At 45.1% G+C, this 19,448-nt stretch carries 20 protein-coding genes; 8 read left to right on the plus strand and 12 right to left on the minus strand.

Annotation, left to right across the window (positions count from 1 at the left end; all coding sequences use genetic code 11):
• Positions 1-16: 16 nt before the first annotated feature.
• The 7 genes from iolG to iolA form a co-directional block, all read right to left on the minus strand.
• Positions 17-1,051 carry a bifunctional inositol 2-dehydrogenase/D-chiro-inositol 1-dehydrogenase gene (iolG, locus tag C1T29_RS23680; RefSeq protein ID WP_103749160.1) on the minus strand — a complete coding sequence of 345 codons (1,035 nt, stop codon included), beginning with the start codon at positions 1,049-1,051 and terminating at the stop codon, positions 17-19.
• A gap of 22 nt (positions 1,052-1,073) precedes the next feature.
• A complete protein-coding gene (gene iolF, locus C1T29_RS23685) occupies positions 1,074-2,390 on the minus strand; it encodes a myo-inositol transporter IolF (protein ID WP_103749159.1) in 1,317 nt (438 codons plus the stop codon).
• 14 nt (positions 2,391-2,404) lie between these two features.
• Positions 2,405-3,298, minus strand: coding sequence for a myo-inosose-2 dehydratase (gene iolE, locus C1T29_RS23690; RefSeq protein ID WP_069838353.1), 894 nt, complete (start codon positions 3,296-3,298; stop codon positions 2,405-2,407).
• 16 nt (positions 3,299-3,314) lie between these two features.
• The gene (gene iolD, locus C1T29_RS23695) at positions 3,315-5,228 is read right to left on the minus strand and encodes a 3D-(3,5/4)-trihydroxycyclohexane-1,2-dione acylhydrolase (decyclizing) (RefSeq protein WP_103749158.1); all 1,914 of its coding nucleotides are present in this window, start codon (positions 5,226-5,228) and stop codon (positions 3,315-3,317) included.
• A gap of 32 nt (positions 5,229-5,260) precedes the next feature.
• Positions 5,261-6,238: a 5-dehydro-2-deoxygluconokinase gene (gene iolC, locus C1T29_RS23700; RefSeq protein ID WP_103749157.1), complete on the minus strand. Its 978-nt coding sequence runs from the start codon at positions 6,236-6,238 to the stop codon at positions 5,261-5,263.
• Positions 6,239-6,261: 23 nt separating this feature from the next.
• Complete coding sequence (iolB, locus tag C1T29_RS23705; protein WP_103749156.1) at positions 6,262-7,077, minus strand: 5-deoxy-glucuronate isomerase; 816 nt, start codon at positions 7,075-7,077, stop codon at positions 6,262-6,264.
• A gap of 74 nt (positions 7,078-7,151) precedes the next feature.
• Positions 7,152-8,615, minus strand: coding sequence for a methylmalonate-semialdehyde dehydrogenase (iolA, locus tag C1T29_RS23710; RefSeq protein WP_103749155.1), 1,464 nt, complete (start codon positions 8,613-8,615; stop codon positions 7,152-7,154).
• A 416-nt stretch (positions 8,616-9,031) separates the two neighbouring features.
• Here iolA and iolR point away from each other — a divergent pair, with 416 nt between their 5' ends.
• The 4 genes from iolR (at position 9,032) to C1T29_RS23730 (ending at position 11,986) form a co-directional block, all read left to right on the plus strand.
• Positions 9,032-9,787 (plus strand): myo-inositol utilization transcriptional regulator IolR, encoded by a 756-nt coding sequence (gene iolR / locus C1T29_RS23715; RefSeq protein WP_003227050.1) that lies wholly within the window; start codon positions 9,032-9,034, stop codon positions 9,785-9,787.
• A gap of 53 nt (positions 9,788-9,840) precedes the next feature.
• Entirely contained in the window at positions 9,841-10,773 is a 933-nt protein-coding gene (locus tag C1T29_RS23720; protein ID WP_103749154.1) for an aldo/keto reductase, read from the plus strand.
• A gap of 259 nt (positions 10,774-11,032) precedes the next feature.
• Positions 11,033-11,677 carry a hypothetical protein gene (locus tag C1T29_RS23725; RefSeq protein WP_103749152.1) on the plus strand — a complete coding sequence of 215 codons (645 nt, stop codon included), beginning with the start codon at positions 11,033-11,035 and terminating at the stop codon, positions 11,675-11,677.
• Positions 11,678-11,680: 3 nt separating this feature from the next.
• Positions 11,681-11,986: a DUF2653 family protein gene (locus C1T29_RS23730; RefSeq protein ID WP_014666028.1), complete on the plus strand. Its 306-nt coding sequence runs from the start codon at positions 11,681-11,683 to the stop codon at positions 11,984-11,986.
• 473 nt (positions 11,987-12,459) lie between these two features.
• Here the strand turns inward: C1T29_RS23730 and C1T29_RS24970 are convergent, their stop codons facing one another.
• Positions 12,460-12,642, minus strand: a complete 183-nt coding sequence (locus tag C1T29_RS24970) for a hypothetical protein (protein ID WP_231516522.1) — start codon at positions 12,640-12,642, stop codon at positions 12,460-12,462.
• A 78-nt stretch (positions 12,643-12,720) separates the two neighbouring features.
• Here C1T29_RS24970 and C1T29_RS23740 point away from each other — a divergent pair, with 78 nt between their 5' ends.
• The 3 genes from C1T29_RS23740 (at position 12,721) to C1T29_RS23750 (ending at position 15,415) form a co-directional block, all read left to right on the plus strand.
• Positions 12,721-13,287, plus strand: coding sequence for a CGNR zinc finger domain-containing protein (locus tag C1T29_RS23740; RefSeq protein ID WP_103749151.1), 567 nt, complete (start codon positions 12,721-12,723; stop codon positions 13,285-13,287).
• 136 nt (positions 13,288-13,423) lie between these two features.
• Positions 13,424-13,912 (plus strand): HPP family protein, encoded by a 489-nt coding sequence (locus tag C1T29_RS23745; RefSeq protein WP_231516588.1) that lies wholly within the window; start codon positions 13,424-13,426, stop codon positions 13,910-13,912.
• A 117-nt stretch (positions 13,913-14,029) separates the two neighbouring features.
• Positions 14,030-15,415, plus strand: a complete 1,386-nt coding sequence (locus C1T29_RS23750) for a sugar porter family MFS transporter (protein ID WP_103749150.1) — start codon at positions 14,030-14,032, stop codon at positions 15,413-15,415.
• A 41-nt stretch (positions 15,416-15,456) separates the two neighbouring features.
• On the opposite strand, the gene htpG is transcribed toward C1T29_RS23750, so the two are convergent.
• Positions 15,457-17,337: a molecular chaperone HtpG gene (htpG, locus tag C1T29_RS23755; protein ID WP_103749149.1), complete on the minus strand. Its 1,881-nt coding sequence runs from the start codon at positions 17,335-17,337 to the stop codon at positions 15,457-15,459.
• Positions 17,338-17,505: 168 nt separating this feature from the next.
• Positions 17,506-17,757, minus strand: a complete 252-nt coding sequence (locus tag C1T29_RS23760; RefSeq protein ID WP_103749148.1) for a hypothetical protein — start codon at positions 17,755-17,757, stop codon at positions 17,506-17,508.
• 114 nt (positions 17,758-17,871) lie between these two features.
• On the opposite strand from C1T29_RS23760, the gene C1T29_RS23765 reads away from it, so the two are divergent.
• Entirely contained in the window at positions 17,872-18,693 is an 822-nt protein-coding gene (locus C1T29_RS23765; RefSeq protein ID WP_103749147.1) for an SDR family oxidoreductase, read from the plus strand.
• A gap of 135 nt (positions 18,694-18,828) precedes the next feature.
• Here the strand turns inward: C1T29_RS23765 and C1T29_RS23770 are convergent, their stop codons facing one another.
• Together C1T29_RS23770 and C1T29_RS23775 are read right to left on the minus strand one after the other, a co-directional pair.
• Positions 18,829-19,053: a bacteriocin gene (locus C1T29_RS23770; protein WP_119995492.1), complete on the minus strand. Its 225-nt coding sequence runs from the start codon at positions 19,051-19,053 to the stop codon at positions 18,829-18,831.
• Positions 19,054-19,069: 16 nt separating this feature from the next.
• Positions 19,070-19,300 (minus strand): hypothetical protein, encoded by a 231-nt coding sequence (locus tag C1T29_RS23775; protein ID WP_024123461.1) that lies wholly within the window; start codon positions 19,298-19,300, stop codon positions 19,070-19,072.
• Positions 19,301-19,448: the final 148 nt, after the last annotated feature.

Genomic DNA, 19,448 nt, shown 5'->3' on the forward strand with positions numbered 1-19,448 from the left:
TTCACTCCTCTGTTTTTTAGTTTTGAACGGTTGTATAAGATTGATAGAATTCCGGTTTTTCCTTCAATTCAACCTTTTCTTTTTGTCCGGATTCTTGGGCTTTCACACAAGCATCCGTTGTAACAGCGGCAATATAGCCATCCCATGCCGTTGGTCCGCTGACCTCGCCTTTCTTTTGAATCGAATCAATAAAGTCTTGGATTTCCACATCGTACGCAGCCACAAAGCGTCTCTGCCAATCCATCAAAATATCAGTGCTGAATTTGCCTTCTTTTCTCAAGCTGATGCTGGATGGTTCAGGAAGCTTGATGATGCCGTCTTCTCCGACGATTTCGCATTGAATGTCATAGCCGTATTTACAGTTCACATAGATTTCAGCATTGATGACGATGCCGCCTTTTGTTTCAATCACCACGATTTGCGGATCTTTTAAATGCGGAAGCGCGTTTTTTGATTTTTTCGGATAGATGACTTGAACGGACTCGTAGTCATCATTGACGAGCCAGTGGAGTACGTCAATTTCATGAACAAGCGTGTCGACTACAGCCATATCCGTTGTATAGTTATCTCCTACAGTCGGGTTGCGGTGCGCGCAGTGAATCATAAGAGGCTCGCCGATGACATGATTATCGAGCGCTTCTTTCAGCTGTACGTAACCGCTGTCATAACGGCGCATGAAGCCGACTTGAACAAGGCGTTTGCCCACTTTGATTTCTTCTTCGACGATGCGCATGCATCCTTCAGCCGTTGTCGCGAGCGGTTTTTCACAGAATACATATTTCTGGGCTTTAATCGCTTTCAGCACGCTTGACTCATGCGCAGGCCCCCAGCTTGTCACTAAGACAGCGTCTACATTTTCGTCTGCAAGCAGGCTGTCATCATTCGGATACACTGTCGCATTTAATTGGTATTGATCAACGACTTTTTGTGCAGCTTCTTGATTAACATCCGTTACAGCTACGATTTCTGCGCCGGACAGCTTGTTCGTAATGCGGTTAATATGTTCTTTTCCGATTGCTCCAGTTCCAATTACGCCAATACGTAAACTCATTGACAGCCACTCCTTCTGTTGATTACATGATTTTGCTTTCTGTTCCTTGCTTTACTTGGCTCCGAGGAGATCCGTAGAGTTCCTCTTGAATTTGTTCAAGCGACTTGCCAGACGTATTCGGCGCAAAGAGCAGCCCGATGATCATGCTGGCCGTCACACATCCGAGTAGAATTGCAGCCATCGTTCCAATGCCAAAATTGGTGATAATCATTGGGACAAACAGACTCCAAATCCCTATTGAAATACGGACAAGGAAAAACATCAGTCCCTGTGCGGAAGCACGATATTGGGTAGGGAAGATTTCACTCGCCCATAACTGATAGTTCGCTTGCTGCCCGGCCCCGTTATTAATGCCGATCACGACAATAAACAGGAGCAGAATCGGCAGGCCTTCAACCGGCAGCAGAAACAGTGTCCACCCGATCACCGCCATGAAAGCGGCGATTCCAAATACGGTTTTTCTATATTTGTCGGCAAAGGGCATGAAGATCAAGGCGACCCCCAATCCTGTGAAGATAAACAGCCCCATTTGCAAAAGGTTGGCCATGTTGGCAGATACACCGCCGACCTGCTGATAAATGTATGGCATAAAGAAGCCCATGACCCCGGCAGCTAAGTTCCAAACCAAGTACACACCCATCAAAAACAGGATGCTTTTGAGATACATAGGCTTGAGCAAATCAAAATACGATGTCTTATTCAATACTGCCACCTTCTCTGTTTGAGCATCCGTCGGCTGATTGTTTGACTGCCAGGCATCTGACTCCGGAAGCCTGATTCTCAGGATGTACGTAATCAGCGCAATCACAAGCAGATGGGCAAATACGATTTTATTCCCCAAGAGTCCCAAGTCACCGGCCAGTACGGAGAGAAGCAGTACAACAACTGCCCCCGCGGCCCAAGCGACTTGTGCCACGCCACAATGACGGGCCCGATTCTTCTTTGGCGCATTTTCCGCAATAATGGTCCATGATGCGGTAATATCAGCTCCTACCGATAAACCGATAATCATGTAACCGCTTAACAACATGGGGAAATTAACCCCAAATAAAACCAAACAAATCCCTAGTGCATAAACCAGCATACTATTGGTGTAAACAGCCTTCCGTCCGACTTTATCAGCCAGAAACCCGCCGAGCAGCGCGCCGACAGCAGCAGAAATCGCGTTTGCGCTCAGCGCGCCGAGCAGCCCGATCTGCGCATCGGACAGCTTAAGGTAACTGACCCATAACGATAAACCGGCAGAGCCCGCCACAATTGAACCGGCATCAATATAGTTGGCTAACGCTGCCGCGATTGTCCGTTTATTGAAGGCTGAATCTCCATTGGTATTGCCCATATGTTCAGTCCCCATTAAGCCAAATCCAACAACTGCTGATCAATATAGTTTCTCGCGATCAATGCATATTCAAGCGGGTTTGCCACATCGGGGTCCTGTTCAGCTTCAATGACAATCCATCCGGAATAACTGTGCTTTAACAGCAGCTGATATACTTCTCTAAAATCAATGCAGCCGTCACCGGGAACTGTAAACATGCCTTTTAAAAATGATTGCCGGAACGATTGCCCTTCAAGCCTGCATTGTTCCATGACGTTCAGGCGGGCATCCTTAAAGTGCACATGCTTAATGCGGCCGATATGCTTCACAAGCAACCCCATGTAATCGCCGTCAGAAATATACGCATGGCCTGTATCATAGAGGAGGTGCACATGCGCAGGGTCTGTTCCTGTCATCAGGCGGTCCACTTCTTCCGCTGTTTGGACACCAGTGCCGAGATGGTGATGATAGACGAGCTTCAAGCCATGCTGGTCAGCAATGTTGCCAAGGTGATTCAGCCCTTCGCAAAGCCGCTCCCATTCATCATCTGTAAAGTGCGGCTTCTCTGTGAACACGTTTTTCTCCAAGCTTTGCACGCTGTAGGTTTGTTCAGAGACAACTGCGACATCCGCGTTTACTTGCTGCAAATACTCACAATGCAGGGTAAATGCCTTTGCCGCTTCACCAAGTCCGTCACGCAAAATAAAACTGCTGAACCATTTGCCTGCAATGCGTAAATTCCGAAGCTTCAGCTCTTTGTTCAGGATGGCAGGTTCGGGGAAAAAGCCCCCGACCTCCGTGCCTTGAAAACGTGCGACAACGATATCACTTAACAAATGCTGAAGTGTATTTCCCGCTCCAATTTCAGGCATGTCATCATTCCGCCACCCAATGGGAGCGATTCCCCACAGGATTTCATTTTTGCCCATCTATGGTGCCTCCCCTCTAATACTGCTTCGCAGATTCCAGCTTTTTCTCTTTTGCTTCGTAAGCTTTCTGAACGCTTTCTTGTTCAGATACCTCTGCCACTCCGACATGCCACCAGCTGTCATATCCGTCCGTCATTGTTTTTGGCAGAACCTTCATTTCTATTAATGTTGATACTTCCTGTTTCTTCGCATCCTCTAACGCCGCTTTTAATTCTTCTACTGTGTTCGCGCGGTAGGTTTTCGCGCCGTATCCCTCAGCGACTTTCGCGTAATCGACATTCAGGATTTGGTTGTCGTCTGTGCGGAACTCGCAATAGTAGCTGCCGCTGCCGTGATCCATTTGCAGGTTGTTGATGCATCCGAATCCCGAGTTGTCAAAGAGCAGCACATTGATTTTCTTGTTGTACTGAATCGCCGTAATCAGCTCGGAGTGAAGCATCAGGAAGCTGCCGTCTCCGACAATGGAATACACTTCTCTATCAGGATGGGCCAGTTTAAGACCGAGTGTCCCTGACACTTCATAGCCCATGCAAGAATATCCGTACTCCAGGTGATACGTATTCGGAACATTAGAATGCCACAGACGCTGCAAATCTCCTGGAAGTGAGCCTGCTGAACAGATGATGACGCTGTCTTCAGGAATCGTCTCATTGATTGTCAGCAATGCCGTTGTTTGCGGAAGCTCAGTATTCAAGGCGTCGGCATATTCATTCAGAACCTCTTGAGAGAAATGATGTTTGATTTCCGGATCAAATGCTTCCCGCTTAAACGTCACTTTGCTGAGACGTTCGCGTTCAGCGAGCCATTCGTCCTTCAGCTCCCGGATCGTTGTGCCGAACACGCTCTCATAGCCTTCAAGCAATCCATGCAGTTTGCCAAGCGTCACTTTCGCATCCGCTACCACTTGGAATGCATCAAATTTATACGCCTGCATTCTGCTGACATTAATGTTCAAAAACTTCGCTTTATCAAAATCAAAAGCGGTCTTAGAGGATGTCGCAAAATCTGTATACCTTGTGCCGATGCCGATAATCAAATCAGCTTGGCGGGCCGCTTTATTTGCCGCAAGTGTACCTGTGATGCCCATTCCGCCAAGGTTGTTCGCAAAATCAGCCTCAACAGTAGACTTTCCTGCCTGTGTTTCAACTAACGGAATGTTATAGGCTTCAGAAATGGCAACCAATTCATCCCGCGCACCGGAGTATTTTGCGCCTCCGCCGACGAGGATCACGGGTTTTTTGCTGGATTTAATCAGCTCGGCCGCACCTTGAAGCTCACGCTCGCTCGGCTGCATGCGATCAATATAGTGAACCCGTTTGACGAAGAAACTTTCATCAAAATCGTATGCTTCCCCTTCAACATCCTGAGAAATACAAATCGTTGCCGGACCTGCTTTTGCCGGGTCAGTCATGACTTCAAACGCGCGCAGCAAACTGCTCATGAGCTGCTCAGGGCGCGTAATGCGGTCCCAATATCTCGAAACAGGTTTCAATGCATCGTTTGTTGTAATCGCCGCACTGTATTCTTGCTCCATTTGCTGCAGTACAGGGTCTGGCTGTCTTGTCGCAAATGTGTCTGCCGGAATCAAGAGAACTGGGATATTGTTTGCCAATGCAGTGCCGGCTGCTGCCACCAGGTTAGCCGCTCCCGGTCCGACGGATGTAGACACCGCATATATTTTTCTTCTCAGCATTTGCTTGCTGTACGCCATGGCCGCATGCGCCATTCCTTGTTCATTTTTCCCTTGATAGACTTTCAAATGGCCTGCATCCTGCTCAAGCGCCTGCCCGATCCCCAATACGTTTCCATGGCCGAAAATCGTGAAAATCCCTTCGACAAAAGGCTCTTCCTTTCCATCAACATGGATGTACTGCTGGTTTAAGAATTTAATCAGCGCCTGTGCTGTTGTTAAGCGAATTTTCTTACCCACAAACGATCCCACCTTTACTCGATCTTTTTCAATTATGACTGTGCTTCAATAAGCTGTACGATTTCATCCGCAGTCGGCATCGCTTCTGACGAACTGTGCTTGCTCACCACAATGGAAGCTGAAGCACTGCCGTATTTCAATGCCGTTTCGATGTCTTTTCCGGTGACAAGGCCATAGATAAAGGCTGACGCATAGGAGTCACCGGCTCCAAAGGTTTTCAGCACTTTTGTCTTGTACGCTTGAGCGCGGAATACCTCGCCGGATTTGCTGTATGCGTAAGAGCCTTCGACGCCGTGTTTGATGACAACGAGGTCGGCTGAATGGCCAAATAAATGATTGACGGATTCCTCATTGCTTCCGCCTGTGCGGTTTTCCATCACATCAAATTCATCACGTGTGCCGATGACGATATCAGACTGCTCGGCAACCAAAGTGTAGTAAACGGCTGTTTCATCCGCTGTCTGCCACGTATATGGCCGGTAATCCAGTTCGAATACCACCTTGACCTGATGCTTTTTCGCGTATTGAACAGCTTTTAACACCGCTTCCCGTGACGGGCTTTTGGCGAGCGCTGTCCCGGAGACAAGCAGCATTTTCGCATTTGCGATATAGTCCTCGCTTACCTCTGAAGGCTCAAGATAAAGATCCGCCACATCATCGCGATACATTAAAATGCTGCATTCTTCAGGGCTGAGGATTTCTGTAAATGCAAGGCCTGCTTTGTGTCCATCTTGATCAACAATCATCTGCGTAGTATCAACGCCGGTCTTTCTCATATAGGACTCTATGAATCTTCCATGCTGGTCATCCGGAATTTTGCCGATGAAGCCCGCTTTTAAGCCAAGCTTCGCGCTGCCGATCGCGATATTCGCAGGTGAACCGCCGACATATTTCGAAAATGTCATCGTTTCTTCCATTGGGCGGTTGTATTCGACTGCGTTCAGATCAATACATGCCCGGCCGATGGCAACAATATCAAAAGCCTTCTCTTCATTGAATGTATACTTCATCGTAAACAGCCACTCCTCACTTGTTAACGTTCTAAAATCCACTCATGCGCCGGGTCGTTATGAAACTTCCATTTCCGCGTCGGCCCTGCCATGACATTTAAATAGTAGGATGTGTATCCGTCCGGAACGCCTACCGGGTGGTATCCCGCAGGAACGATGACAACGTTTTCATTTTCTACAGTCATTGTCTCATCAATAGAACGGTCATCTGTGTATACGCGCTGAAACACAAAGCCCTGCCCCGGGTCTAACTCATGGTAGTACGTTTCTTCTAAGAAAGATTCTTCCGGCAAGTTGTCTTGATCATGTTTGTGAGGCGGGTAGCTGGACCAGTTGCCGCTGTCTGTATAGACTTCAACTACTAATAGGCTGTTAGCTGAAGGGTCTGAATCCGGAAGAATATTATGAACAGTACGTTTGTTTGAAAACTTCCCGCGATGCTCAATTCCGTTGTCTTCCGCTTTGATTAGCTTTGTCGGCAGCTGTTTTTCCGATGGAGAATAGCAAAGCGCCACTCTTGCGTCGCTGACCGCTGTAATCTCAAATGCACGGTCATTTGACATATAGACGCTGTCTGTCGGTTTTCGTTCGAATACGCTTTCACGCGTGCCGATATTCTCAAAAGTCGACTCATGGTCCGTCACTGTAATTTTTCCCGTTACCGCCACAATACAGATTTCTTGTTTTTTCAATTCTTCTGCATAGCTGGAACCGGAAGCTAGATCTAACACCTTAAACTCTACATAAGTGAGATCAGAGTTGGATTTCGTTACTTCGTGCACCAATTTGACTCCATTAGACACGTCATGCGACTGCGGCTTACGCAACAAATAACTCATAGTGAAGCCCTCCTCTTTCTATTGGCAGAATGAGTCCGAACAGCGCACATGGACGCCGTTCGGCTTTTCGTCGTTTAGTTGAAATCAGGTGCCGGATATCTCGCCGTAACCACTTTTTTACGCGTATAGAAGTCGACGCTGTCTTTTCCGTTCGCATGCAGCGTCCCAAAGAATGAAGACTTCCAGCCTGAGAATGGGAAGAATGCCATTGGAGCCGGCACACCAAGGTTGATGCCGAGCATTCCCGCATCAATGTTTTCACGGAAATAGCGGATTGCGTTTGCGTTGGATGTAAACAGGCAGGCGCCATTCGCAAACTCAGACTTATTGGCAATTTCAATCGCTTCTTTCAGGTTTTTCACACGGATGATAGATAAAACCGGAGCGAAAATTTCATCTTTCCAGATCGTCATCTCTGTTGTGACATTGTCAAAGATCGTCGGGCCGACAAAGTAGCCGTCGTCAGACACATTTTCACGGCCGTCACATACGAGTCTCGCGCCTTCTTCAAGGCCTTTTTCGATATAGCTGAGCGTGCGTTTCTTGTTGTCTTCACGAATCACCGGTCCTAAGAACACACCGTCATCAAGGCCATTGCCGATTTTAATGTCCGCCACTTTTTCCTGCAGCTTCGCCATAAATTCATCAGCGATACCTTCTTCAACCGTCACAACCGCACAAGCCATGCAGCGTTCACCGGCAGAACCGAAGGCAGCACCGACGATGTTTGTGACCGTGTCTTCAAGATGCGCATCGTTCAGGACAATCGTATGGTTTTTCGCGCCGGTCAGAGATTGAACGCGTTTTAAGTGTTCGCTTCCTTTTTTGTAGACGTATTCGCCGACCGGCTTGGAGCCTACGAATGAAATCGCTTTAATTTCAGGATGCTCGAGGATGCCGTTCACAACGTCATGCGCACCGTATACGACGTTGAATACCCCTTTCGGAAGGCCCGCTTTTTCAAAAAGCTCAACCAACTTCTCTGTTAACAGCGGTGTCCGCTCTGATGGTTTTAAAATAAATGTGTTGCCGAGTGCGATCGCCATCGGGAACATCCAGCAAGGGACCATCATCGGGAAGTTGAATGGCGCGATTCCGCCGACAACTCCGATTGGGTAGCGGTAGTTGGCCGCTTCAACGTCCGTTGCGATGGAAGCAAGCGAATCACCCATCATCAGGGAAGGTGCTCCAGCGGCGAACTCTACGTTTTCAATCCCGCGTCCCACTTCACCTAAAGCTTCTTTTGTGTTTTTTCCGTTTTCAATGGTAATCAGATGAGCCAGTTCTTCTTTATGCTGGGACAGCAGCTGCTGGAAGTTAAATAGAATTCTGGCACGGCGAGGAACCGCCACCTTTGACCATGTTTTAAATGCTTCAGCCGCTGTTTGCGCTGCGTAATCAATATCCTCTTTTGTAGAAATCGGCACTTGGCACAGTACTTCTTTCGTCGCCGGGTTGAAGACATCTTCATATTGATCTGTTTTGCTTTCAACCCATTCACCGTTGATGTAGTTTTTTAATTTTCTGATTTCTGTCATTCTTATTGCCTCCTTCATTAGTAAACACATACACTTGTATGGATGGTTCAGGATAGATTCATATCAATATCCACTTTTCAGTAAGCCAAGAATTAAACGCTTTCAAAAAAACCAAAAAAATAAATGGCGGATGTATATTTACATACAAGCAACCATTTCATGCACACCAGGTTACTTTTTGGTCATTTCTTGGTTATATTCTAATCGCATAATACCCATAAGTCAATCATAAACACTACATTTTTTCATTATTTTTATGATATTAATCTTTTAATCAATAAGAAGAGTGACGAGAAATCCATCGAATCTTGCGAAAGATATATAACGATGTTATCATTTTTTAAGCAACTATTGATTAACTTTTGGTTTTTATTATATATTTAAGTTACGTAAAGATTCAAGAAGGAGTTTTTGATATGAAACTGATGCGGATTCAGGAAATGGAGGAGTACATTTTATCGCATGGCACTGTTTCCTTAGATGAACTGTGCCAAGTGTTCAATGTCTCTAAAAACACAGTCAGACGTGATATCAACAAGCTAACAGAAAAGGGTGCGATAGAAAAAGTATACGGCGGCGTAACTTCTATTGAAAAAACCGCATTAGTTCCTTTTGAAAATCGCACCATTCAGCACCAGGATGAAAAAACAAAAATCGCCCATTATGCTTCCCGTTTTATTGAAGATCACGATTTGGTCTTTATTGATTCAGGAACGACGACAAAGTCTATTCTTGATACGCTTGATCCTGCCAAAAATGTCACCATCTTAACCAACAGTTTAGACATTATCAATGCGGCGTCAGCTTTGAAGAATATCAACTTAATCATTATCGGAAACAACTATAAGAGAAAAACCCGCTCCTTTGTCGGCATGGACGACCCGGCTATGCTTGATAAGTACAATATCAACAAAGCCTTTATGTCTGCTACCGGAACGACGCTGACACACGGATTGACCAATTCGGATCTGCTGGAGTATGAAATTAAAAAGAGGATTTCAGAAAAAGCAAAAGAAGTGTATCTATTAGCTGACCATTCTAAATTTGGAAAATCAACGCTTCTGACGTATGCACCGTTTGACAGGCTGCATTGCATTGTGACCTCTCAGCCATTAGACGACGAGTACACACAGTACTGCAATGAGCATCAAATCGGCATTCATCTGGCCTAACGTTTACAATAGTGTTGAGAGTCTTTCATCCATTTTATTCTAGGAGGCAGATCATGAAAAAAGCTACGCTCGGAAAATCAGACTTGCAGGTATTCCCTATCGGATTAGGAACAAATGCTGTCGGAGGACATAACCTCTACCCAAACCTGAATGAAGAAACCGGAAAAGAATTGGTGCGCGAGGCGATTCGTAATGGCGTGACCATGTTAGACACCGCTTATATTTACGGGATCGGCCGTTCCGAAGAATTAATCGGTGAAGTGCTGCGTGAATTCAACCGTGAAGATGTTGTCATCGCAACAAAAGCCGCTCACAGAAAACAAGGCAATGACTTTGTCATTGATAATTCACCAGCATTTCTTAAAAAATCAGTTGATGAAAGCCTGAAGCGCTTGAATACCGATTATATCGATTTGTTCTACATTCACTTCCCTGACGAACATACGCCGAAGGATGAAGCCGTTAACGCACTTAATGAGATGAAGAAAGCCGGAAAAATCCGCTCCATCGGTGTATCCAATTTCTCTTTAGAGCAATTGAAAGAAGCAAACAAAGACGGTTTGGTAGATGTATTGCAAGGCGAATACAACCTGTTAAACCGTGAAGCGGAAAACACATTCTTCCCGTATACGAAGGAGCATAATATTTCATTTATCCCTTACTTCCCGCTCGTATCTGGCTTATTGGCAGGAAAGTATACAGAAGATACAACGTTCCCTGAAGGCGACCTGCGCAACGAACAGGAACACTTCAAGGGCGAGCGTTTCAAAGAAAATATCAGAAAGGTCAACAAGCTTGCGCCGATTGCTGAAAAACACAACGTGGATATCCCTCACGTCGTATTGGCTTGGTATTTAGCAAGACCGGAAATTGATATTTTAATCCCTGGAGCAAAACGTGCCGATCAGCTGATTGATAACATCAAAACAGCCGAAGTGACGCTTTCTCAAGAGGATATTTCGTTTATTGATAAGCTGTTCGCATAAGAGAAAACAGCCTTCCATTGGGGAAGGCTGTTTTCTCTTATGCGATAAATTCCTAGAAGCAAAATCTTACAAAAAGAGCCATACATCCGATAAAATAAAGGGAGTTGAATATCAGAAAGAAAGTGATGAAAAAGCAAAAGCATGCAATGTTAATCTCACCTAGAAATATAGACTCATATCAATCAAAAAAGCTGATCCAGCTTCTTTGATTCGCAGCTCAGAATAGCGGGCCGTTTCGGCGGTCTATGGAGGAAACAGAATGAAACTTAAATATGTAAAAGCCTTAGTCGCAGTAATTGTTGCTTTAGGTGTACTGCTGCCATCAACGATTTCTCATGCAAAAAGCTTTAGCGGCCGCTCATCATCTAGTTACAGCAGCCGAAGTTCAAGCTCATCATACAGCGGAAGCTATAAATCCAGCCCGAAGTCAAGCTACAGCTCAGGATCAAGCTCCTCAAGCAAAAAATCCAAGTCTGACGATTCATCATCAATTTCGCTGAAAAAGAAGCCATCGGAAAAGGCAAGCTCATCAAGCGCTAAAAAATCGTCAGGCACCTTTTCCGGCGCTACATCAAAAGTAAGCGGAAAGACATATAGCGGAAAAACGTCTAAAGCTTATGTTGGCGGACGATATGTTTCAGTCAATCATTACTATCACGCAGGTTTCGCGCCATCAGGATGGTTTGGATATTATAGCGGATTTACAATGGGGATGTTCATGATCAGCATGATGCACCCGTGGGGTTACACCTATCATCCAGTCGGAGGCCCAGGCTATGTTTCTTATGGCGCTTCCCCCATTGCCTGGATCGTTGATATCATCGCATTGATCGTTATTTTCATCATTGTGTTCGCACTGATTCGCGCATTTAAAGCACCGAAGACGTACAGAAGGAGATTTTAGGCAATGAGATTAATATTAAATGAGCAAGAAATGGTAGACGGAATTTGCGTATATATTTCCAATGAAGAAGATATCTGCCCTGAAGACGTTGAAGTAAAAGAACTATCCTACAACAAGCGTACAGGATTCTTCGCTGAAGCCACGTTTGGCCTGCACCACAAGCAGCTTATGTCAGATGACATTTCGGAAGGCATTATTCAGTTCTTAGAGGAATACCACAACTTCAATCCGGACGTTACCGTCGTTGAATTGCAATTTGATAAGAAAAAAGGCTTCTCCGCCTTGGTTTTCGTCAACGAGGACGAATAAAAACCAAAACCTTACTCCGCGCGAGTAAGGTTTTTTGATGCTTTTCCCCTCCGGTCCATGAAATGCAGGTACAGAAACAGCATGTTTTCCGGTAAATAGGAAGAGCGTCGGCTCCCTTTCAGTATAATATCCTAACAGAAAAATCATTTTTGTTTTGTAAGTTATATTTACAAATGATCATTTCATTATGCTGTTGTAAACCACGTATATAGATAAGCTGTTGTCCCTTCATAACCAAACACCATGAACAAATTCCAATCATCATAGATGACGACATGCCTGCTTTCATCCATAAACAGCGACTCATCAATTTGAATACCGTTATTTTCATAGGTATGGATTCGCTGTAAAGCAGATGCTCCGTCAATTTTGGAAAAAATCCCATGCTCTATTACCGGTTCCAGTATGTTCGTTAATACAGCATCTCTAGTTTTCTCTATTGCTGCTCTGTTCCATTCCCGGCTTGCTTCGGCTTACTCTTCCCTCTCTAGTAATAAACAAAAGACATCTTCAATTGATTTATCTTCTGGCCTTTCAGCTGTTAAGTAAAAAACGAATGATTCTGAATCAGGCTGGCGAAATTCCTGAATGCCGATATGCGGTAAAACATCCAATTGGCTGCTGCATACTTTCTTAAGCTTTTGCTTTTTCAACATAAAAAAGCCTCCCTTTATTCATATCCTTGCGTAAAAAAGGTTTTGGCGCTTACAATAATTTTGAAAGGAATGATCACAATGGCAAATGCTCAATTCCCTCTTATCACACATAACCTATCTGTCGATCTTGTGAATACTGAAATCGTAAGCTATGATAAACGGCACGAGCTCATCCCGTCAGAAAAAGACCTGATGACATGGTTTGAAATAATGGGAGAAACAGCTCCTTTTCTCAGTTCTTTGACGCTACAGGAAGTCCGGGGACAATTGCAGCGGATTCATCAATTCCGGGCTGAGTTGAGAAAACACTTTGAGTGTATCGCCGAGGGCAGTGAACCTTCCCCAGCTTTTATCTCTTTCCTGCAAGATCAAATCACCGCCGCTCCTTTTTCTTATCAAATCATAGATGACAAACTTGCCCGCATTCCGAATGGAAAACCAGATGATTCCATTTTATCGCTTATCGCTTACGATGCGTTATGGCTGATTCACACAAAAGAAATCCAACAGCTGAAACGGTGTGCAAATGAAAAGTGCATTTTGCTATTTCTTGATAAAACAGGAAGACGAAAATGGTGTTCCATGAAGATATGTGGCAATAGACATAAGGTCTCACGCCATCAGAAAAAAATAAATCATGAGTAAGAATCCGTTCCCCAGCGAACGGTTTTTTTATTGTTCCGAAAAACTAACCCCTAAAAATAAAATTGACAGGTTATTATTTACCTATTATTCTATACATACTGGAGGGATAAATTTGGAAAACAACTTCTTTTTAAAAATGAAAGGGACAGGAAAGACGCCTTTACGGGTAAACGGCAAAGACGCTGTTACAGGGCTTATCGGAGGATTTATAACCATACTGACACTCGCTTCGCTGACCGCTTACACATCAAGCCCATGGTTAATGGCGCCTTTTGGAGCAAGCTGTGTGCTCGTCTTCAGCGCTTGGAATGCTCCATTATCACAACCGAGAAATGTGATTGGCGGCCATTTTATTTCCGCGCTTACCGGGATTGTTGTCCTTCACATATTCGGCGCCCATCCATGGACCTTTGCATTGGGGACAGGGCTTGCCATTTGCTTGATGATGCTGACCAAAACCACTCATCCTCCTGCCGGCGCTGACCCGATTGTTGTCATTCAAGGGGCATATGCTTGGAGTTATTTAGTATTTCCCGTGCTCATTGGATCTGTCATCATCGTGATTATCGCTCTCATTATTAATAACTTACGAAAAAATCGCCAATACCCCGCCTTTTGGCTTTAATGTTTCCGTTTTTTCAAAACAAATGTTTCAAATGAGATAGGAAATGGGTACTAATCTATTAACTTTGTTACATATTTTTAGTTACTCATTGGCTCAACAACTGAGGAGGAGACATTTGTGAAGAAAGACACAAGGAAATATATGATCTACTTTTTCGGCGCTTTAGGGGGACTGCTTTACGGTTACGATACAGGCGTTATCTCCGGGGCACTCCTGTTTATCAATAACGATATTCCTTTAACGACATTGACAGAAGGATTGGTTGTCAGCATGCTGCTCCTTGGCGCGATTTTCGGTTCGGCCTTGAGCGGCACATGCTCAGACCGCTGGGGCAGGAGAAAGGTTGTATTTGTCCTTTCCATCATTTTCATTATCGGAGCGCTCGCTTGCGCATTTTCTCAAACAATCGGCATGCTGATTGCATCTAGGGTGATTCTCGGATTGGCCGTCGGCGGTTCAACGGCGCTTGTGCCCGTATATCTTTCAGAAATGGCACCGACAAAAATTCGCGGTACACTCGGCACAATGAACAACTTAATGATCGTCACAGGAATTTTGCTCGCCTATATCGTGAACTACCTGTTCACACCGTTTGAAGCGTGGCGCTGGATGGTCGGTCTGGCCGCGGTGCCTGCCGTGCTTTTATTAATCGGCATCGCATTCATGCCGGAATCGCCAAGATGGCTCGTGAAGCGCGGCCGTGAAGAAGAAGCGAGACGAATCATGAACATCACTCATGATCCCAAAGACATCGAAATGGAATTGGCAGAGATGAAGCAAGGAGAAGCAGAGAAAAAAGAAACAACACTCAGCGTCCTAAAAGCCAAATGGATTCGCCCTATGCTTCTGATTGGCGTCGGTCTTGCCATTTTTCAGCAGGCTGTCGGCATTAACACGGTCATCTACTACGCGCCGACCATTTTTACTAAAGCCGGTCTTGGCACATCAGCTTCGGCGCTCGGCACAATGGGGATCGGCATCCTCAACGTCATCATGTGTATCACTGCCATGATCTTAATTGACCGTGTCGGCCGCAAAAAACTTCTGATCTGGGGAAGTGTCGGCATCACACTGAGCCTTGCTGCTTTATCAGGCGTGCTCCTAACGCTCGGACTTTCCGCATCAACAGCGTGGATGACAGTAGTCTTTCTCGGCGTCTATATCGTCTTTTACCAGGCGACATGGGGTCCGGTAGTGTGGGTGCTCATGCCTGAGCTCTTCCCATCCAAAGCGCGCGGAGCCGCGACAGGGTTCACGACTTTGGTGTTATCGGCAGCCAACCTGATCGTGTCGCTCGTCTTCCCGCTGATGCTAAGCGCAATGGGCATCGCATGGGTCTTTATGGTTTTCTCAGTCATTTGTCTTCTCTCATTTTTCTTCGCGTTCTACATGGTGCCGGAAACCAAAGGGCGAAGCTTGGAGGAAATTGAAGCAAGCCTGAAAAACCGGTTTAAAAAGAAGAAAAGCACCCAAAACCAAATGCTGAATGAGCGTACATTATAAAAAAAGGAATCGTCTCCTTATGAGACGATTCCTTTTTCTGTTTACACCATGACCTTGCAAATATTGTTCGTAAATTCAACAGGGTCCTGAATCGGCAGGCCTTCAATGAGAAGCGCCTGATTGTATAAAAGGTTTGTGTACAGGCTCAGCTTTTCTTTATCCTGTGCAAACGCGTCTTGGAGCGTTTGGAATACCTCGTGATTCGGGTTAATTTCCAGCACTTTGTCCGCCTTTACATTTTGGCTGTCAGGCATCGCGTTTAAGATTTTTTCCATCTCAATTGTCACTTCGCCGTCAGCAGCAAGGCAAACTGGATGTGATTTAAGCCGTTTTGAGATTCTGACGTTTTTCACCTTGTCTGACAGAATGTTTTTCATTTCCTCAAATAGATCCTTATACTTGCTTTCCTCTTCCTCGGACTGCTTCTGATCCTCATCCGTGTCTATGCCAAGGTCTCCGCTTGATACGGATTTGAATTCTTTTTCCTGATAAGATGCCAGCATTTTAATTGCAAACTCATCGATGTCCTCAGTAAAGTAGAGAATTTCATAGCCTTTATCCGCCACCATTTCCGTTTGCGGCAGTTTCTCAATGCGATCGTATGAATCACCAGTCGCGTAATAAATGTATTTCTGCTCCTCTGGCATTCTGGAAACGTACTCATCTAAGCTGACCAGCTTTTTCTCTTTTGAAGAGTAGAATAATAAGAGATCCTTCAATTGATCCTTATTCGCGCCAAAATCATTGTATACGCCGAATTTCAGCTGTCTGCCGAACGACTTGTAGAACGTCTCGAATTTCTCGCGGTCTTTTTTCAACAGGCTTTGCAGCTCGCTTTTGATTTTCTTGCTGATGTTTTTTGCGATCAGCTTCAGCTGGCGGTCATGCTGCAGCATTTCTCTGGAGATGTTCAGCGACAGATCCTCAGAATCGACCATGCCCTTCACAAAGCTGAAGTGATCCGGAAGCAGATCTGCGCACTTATTCATGATCAGCACGCCATTGGAATACAGCTCCAAGCCTTTTTCATATTCCTTGGAATAGTAGTCAAACGGCATGTTTTCAGGGATGAATAGAATCGCGTTGTAGCGAACCGCTCCATCCACACTGATATGAACGTGTGTCAGCGGTTTATCAAACCCGTAATGCTTTTCAGCATAAAATTTTTCGTAGTCCTCATCTGTCAGCTCGCTTTTGTTCTTTCGCCAGATTGGCACCATGCTGTTGACCGTCTGCTCTTCCTGCACCTCTTCAAACTCATTTTCGCTGCCTTCCTTCGGCTTATTAATGGTTGTGTCCATTTTGATTGGGTAGCGAATAAAGTCGGAGTACTTCTTGATGATCGCTTTTAAACGATATTCCTCTAAAAACTCGTCATAGCTGTCATCTTCTGTGTTCTCTTTGATTTTCAGGATAATGTCTGTACCGACAGAATCCTTTTCACACGGTTCAATCGTATAGCCGTCTGCACCCGCAGACTCCCATTTATAAGCCTCATCGCTGCCAAGCGCTTTACTGATAACTGTCACGACATCGGCAACCATAAATGCCGCGTAAAAACCGACACCGAACTGCCCGATAATGTCATGCCCGTCTTTCAGCTCGTTTTCCTTTTTAAACGCGAGGGAACCGCTTTTTGCAATCGTGCCAAGGTGCTGTTCCAGCTCATCCTTTGTCATTCCGATCCCCGTATCAGAGATGGTTAATGTTCTCGCATCTTTGTCAGCCGCGACCTTTATGTAGTAACTGTCTTTATCAAACGTAAGCGCATCGTCCGTCAGCGCTTTGTAATAGATTTTGTCAATTGCATCACTAGAATTGGAGATTAACTCGCGCAGGAAAATTTCTTTTTGGGTATAAATGGAGTTAATCATCATATCCAGCAAGCGTTTAGATTCTGCTTTAAACTCTTTTTTCGCCACTCTTGATCGCTCCTTTAACGTTATGTAAACCCTTTTCAGCATCTATTTATCACATAGGGTGACAATTGTCAATCAGATTGATAGATGCATATATATGTAAATTTAACATTAGTTGGACATGTTTTCACTCTTTTTCACGCTCATTCTAATAAAAAAAGAGAGGCTTCATCATCCTCTCTTTTTTTCTGCGTCATTCCAACGGCCAAACTCCCGCTTCATCCATATATGCACCGGGTAGAAAAACAAACCGAACGGTATCAAAAACAATAGATTATGCCATGAAGCTCCTAGAAATGCGCTTGCAGTCACCGGAAACGTAATCTCTTGCAATACAAAAGAGATGACAGTCAGCACAACAAATGCAGCTGGAATGGTCACGAAGCAATAAAATTTGAGCTCCTTCTTATGCTGTACCTTCAAACTTACAAACCTCCCAACAATTTCCAACCCATCTTAACATATGTTGGCAGTTCTTTTTCTGCATGTTTATCACTGCATAGAGCGGGAAGACAAATAGAAAAAGGAGGTCTCGTCATGGGAAGACTTGAAAACAAAACCGCAGTGATCACAGGCGCCGCGACAGGCATTGGACAAGCGACGGCAGAGGTTTTTGCCAATGAAGGCGCGCGTGTAATGATCGGAGACATCAATACAGATCAAATGAAAGAAACAGTCGAAGCAATCAGACAAAACGGAGGACAGGCGGATGCCTTTCACCTCGATGTGTCAGATGAAAACAGTGTGAAAGCATTTGCTGATCAAATGAAGGAGGCGTGCGGAACGATAGATATTCTGTTTAATAACGCCGGCGTTGATCAGGAAGGGGGAAAAGTGCACGAATACCCCGTTGAGCTGTTTGACCGCATTATGGCCGTCGACCTGCGCGGCACGTTCCTTTGCAGTAAATACCTGATCCCGCTCATGCTCGAAAACGGAGGCTCCATCATCAACACCTCCTCCATGTCAGGCCGTGCCGCGGACCTTGACCGCTCAGGCTACAACGCAGCAAAAGGCGGCATCACCAACCTGACAAGAGCGGTGGCGATCGACTACGCACGAGATGGCATCCGAGTTAATTCCATCTCTCCGGGTACGATCGAAACGCCGCTGATTGATAAACTGGCCGGCACCAAAGAACAGGAAATGGGCGAACAATTCCGCGAAGCCAACAAATGGATCACGCCGCTCGGACGCCTCGGCCAGCCGAAGGAAATGGCGACGGTGGCATTGTTCCTCGCTTCTGACGACAGTTCCTACGTCACAGGAGAAGACATCACCGCAGACGGCGGCATCATGGCGTATACGTGGCCTGGGAAGATGCTGTTTGATGAGAAATGGAAGGAAGAGACAAAGTAACTGAGATAGTCAGTTAAAAGAAGAATTTAAAAACATTATGTATATATATAAATACAAATATAACAAGACCGGGAAAAGATATACTCTTGCCGGTCTTGTTACATAATGTTCAAGCTAGTTCTTTATGTATTTTTATTACCAAGCGTTTATTCCGCCAACTATACCGCCAACTATGCCGCCAGTAATTGCTCCGCCGGCACCACCAACCGGTCCGCCAACAGCTGCTCCACCGACGCCTACTGTGGAAGCACCGACTAATGCACCTGAAAAAGCTCCGCCAAGGGCACTTCTCCAGCCTCCGCCATCAATTTGTTCCATTTCTTTTACGTTCAATTCTGAAAGATGATTATTATTTTCCATTTATGCTATTCCCTCCTTAAAGCCATTTTCCGGCGATTAATGACCCGCCTAAATAACCAACTGACCCTGCAATTGCACCTGCATGGGCACCAAGAATAACACCTGGAACTCCTCCGACTACACCTGCGCCGGCACCTGTAACAACTGCACTGCCAAGATATTTCGCATAACTTCCTCCATCAATTTGTTCAGCTTCTTCAAGAGTCAATGCCTGAAGTTCAACGTCTTTTATGCTTTTTGCGTTCATCAATATTCCTCCTTAAAGTTATTTAGGTAAATAATAACTAGTATAAATTTACCATGGGAATTATAATATTACATAATAAACCCTAAATCAATAGTTTTTTCCATAAAATTATCTATAACCTATCGATCAATTTATATATAGTAAAAGA

It is taken from the genome of Bacillus sp. MBGLi79 (genome assembly GCF_002953915.1).

Coding starts and splice junctions, on each gene's coding strand:
- iolG (WP_103749160.1), bottom strand. CDS start 1,051: ATGAGTTTACGTATTGGCGTAATTGGAACTGGAGCAATCGGAAAAGAA.
- iolF (WP_103749159.1), bottom strand. CDS start 2,390: ATGGGCAATACCAATGGAGATTCAGCCTTCAATAAACGGACAATCGCG.
- iolE (WP_069838353.1), bottom strand. CDS start 3,298: ATGGGCAAAAATGAAATCCTGTGGGGAATCGCTCCCATTGGGTGGCGG.
- iolC (WP_103749157.1), bottom strand. CDS start 6,238: ATGAAGTATACATTCAATGAAGAGAAGGCTTTTGATATTGTTGCCATC.
- iolB (WP_103749156.1), bottom strand. CDS start 7,077: ATGAGTTATTTGTTGCGTAAGCCGCAGTCGCATGACGTGTCTAATGGA.
- iolA (WP_103749155.1), bottom strand. CDS start 8,615: ATGACAGAAATCAGAAAATTAAAAAACTACATCAACGGTGAATGGGTT.
- iolR (WP_003227050.1), top strand. CDS start 9,032: ATGAAACTGATGCGGATTCAGGAAATGGAGGAGTACATTTTATCGCAT.
- C1T29_RS23720 (WP_103749154.1), top strand. CDS start 9,841: ATGAAAAAAGCTACGCTCGGAAAATCAGACTTGCAGGTATTCCCTATC.
- C1T29_RS23725 (WP_103749152.1), top strand. CDS start 11,033: ATGAAACTTAAATATGTAAAAGCCTTAGTCGCAGTAATTGTTGCTTTA.
- C1T29_RS23730 (WP_014666028.1), top strand. CDS start 11,681: ATGAGATTAATATTAAATGAGCAAGAAATGGTAGACGGAATTTGCGTA.
- C1T29_RS24970 (WP_231516522.1), bottom strand. CDS start 12,642: ATGTTGAAAAAGCAAAAGCTTAAGAAAGTATGCAGCAGCCAATTGGAT.
- C1T29_RS23740 (WP_103749151.1), top strand. CDS start 12,721: ATGGCAAATGCTCAATTCCCTCTTATCACACATAACCTATCTGTCGAT.
- C1T29_RS23745 (WP_231516588.1), top strand. CDS start 13,424: ATGAAAGGGACAGGAAAGACGCCTTTACGGGTAAACGGCAAAGACGCT.
- C1T29_RS23765 (WP_103749147.1), top strand. CDS start 17,872: ATGGGAAGACTTGAAAACAAAACCGCAGTGATCACAGGCGCCGCGACA.
- C1T29_RS23770 (WP_119995492.1), bottom strand. CDS start 19,053: ATGGAAAATAATAATCATCTTTCAGAATTGAACGTAAAAGAAATGGAA.
- C1T29_RS23775 (WP_024123461.1), bottom strand. CDS start 19,300: ATGAACGCAAAAAGCATAAAAGACGTTGAACTTCAGGCATTGACTCTT.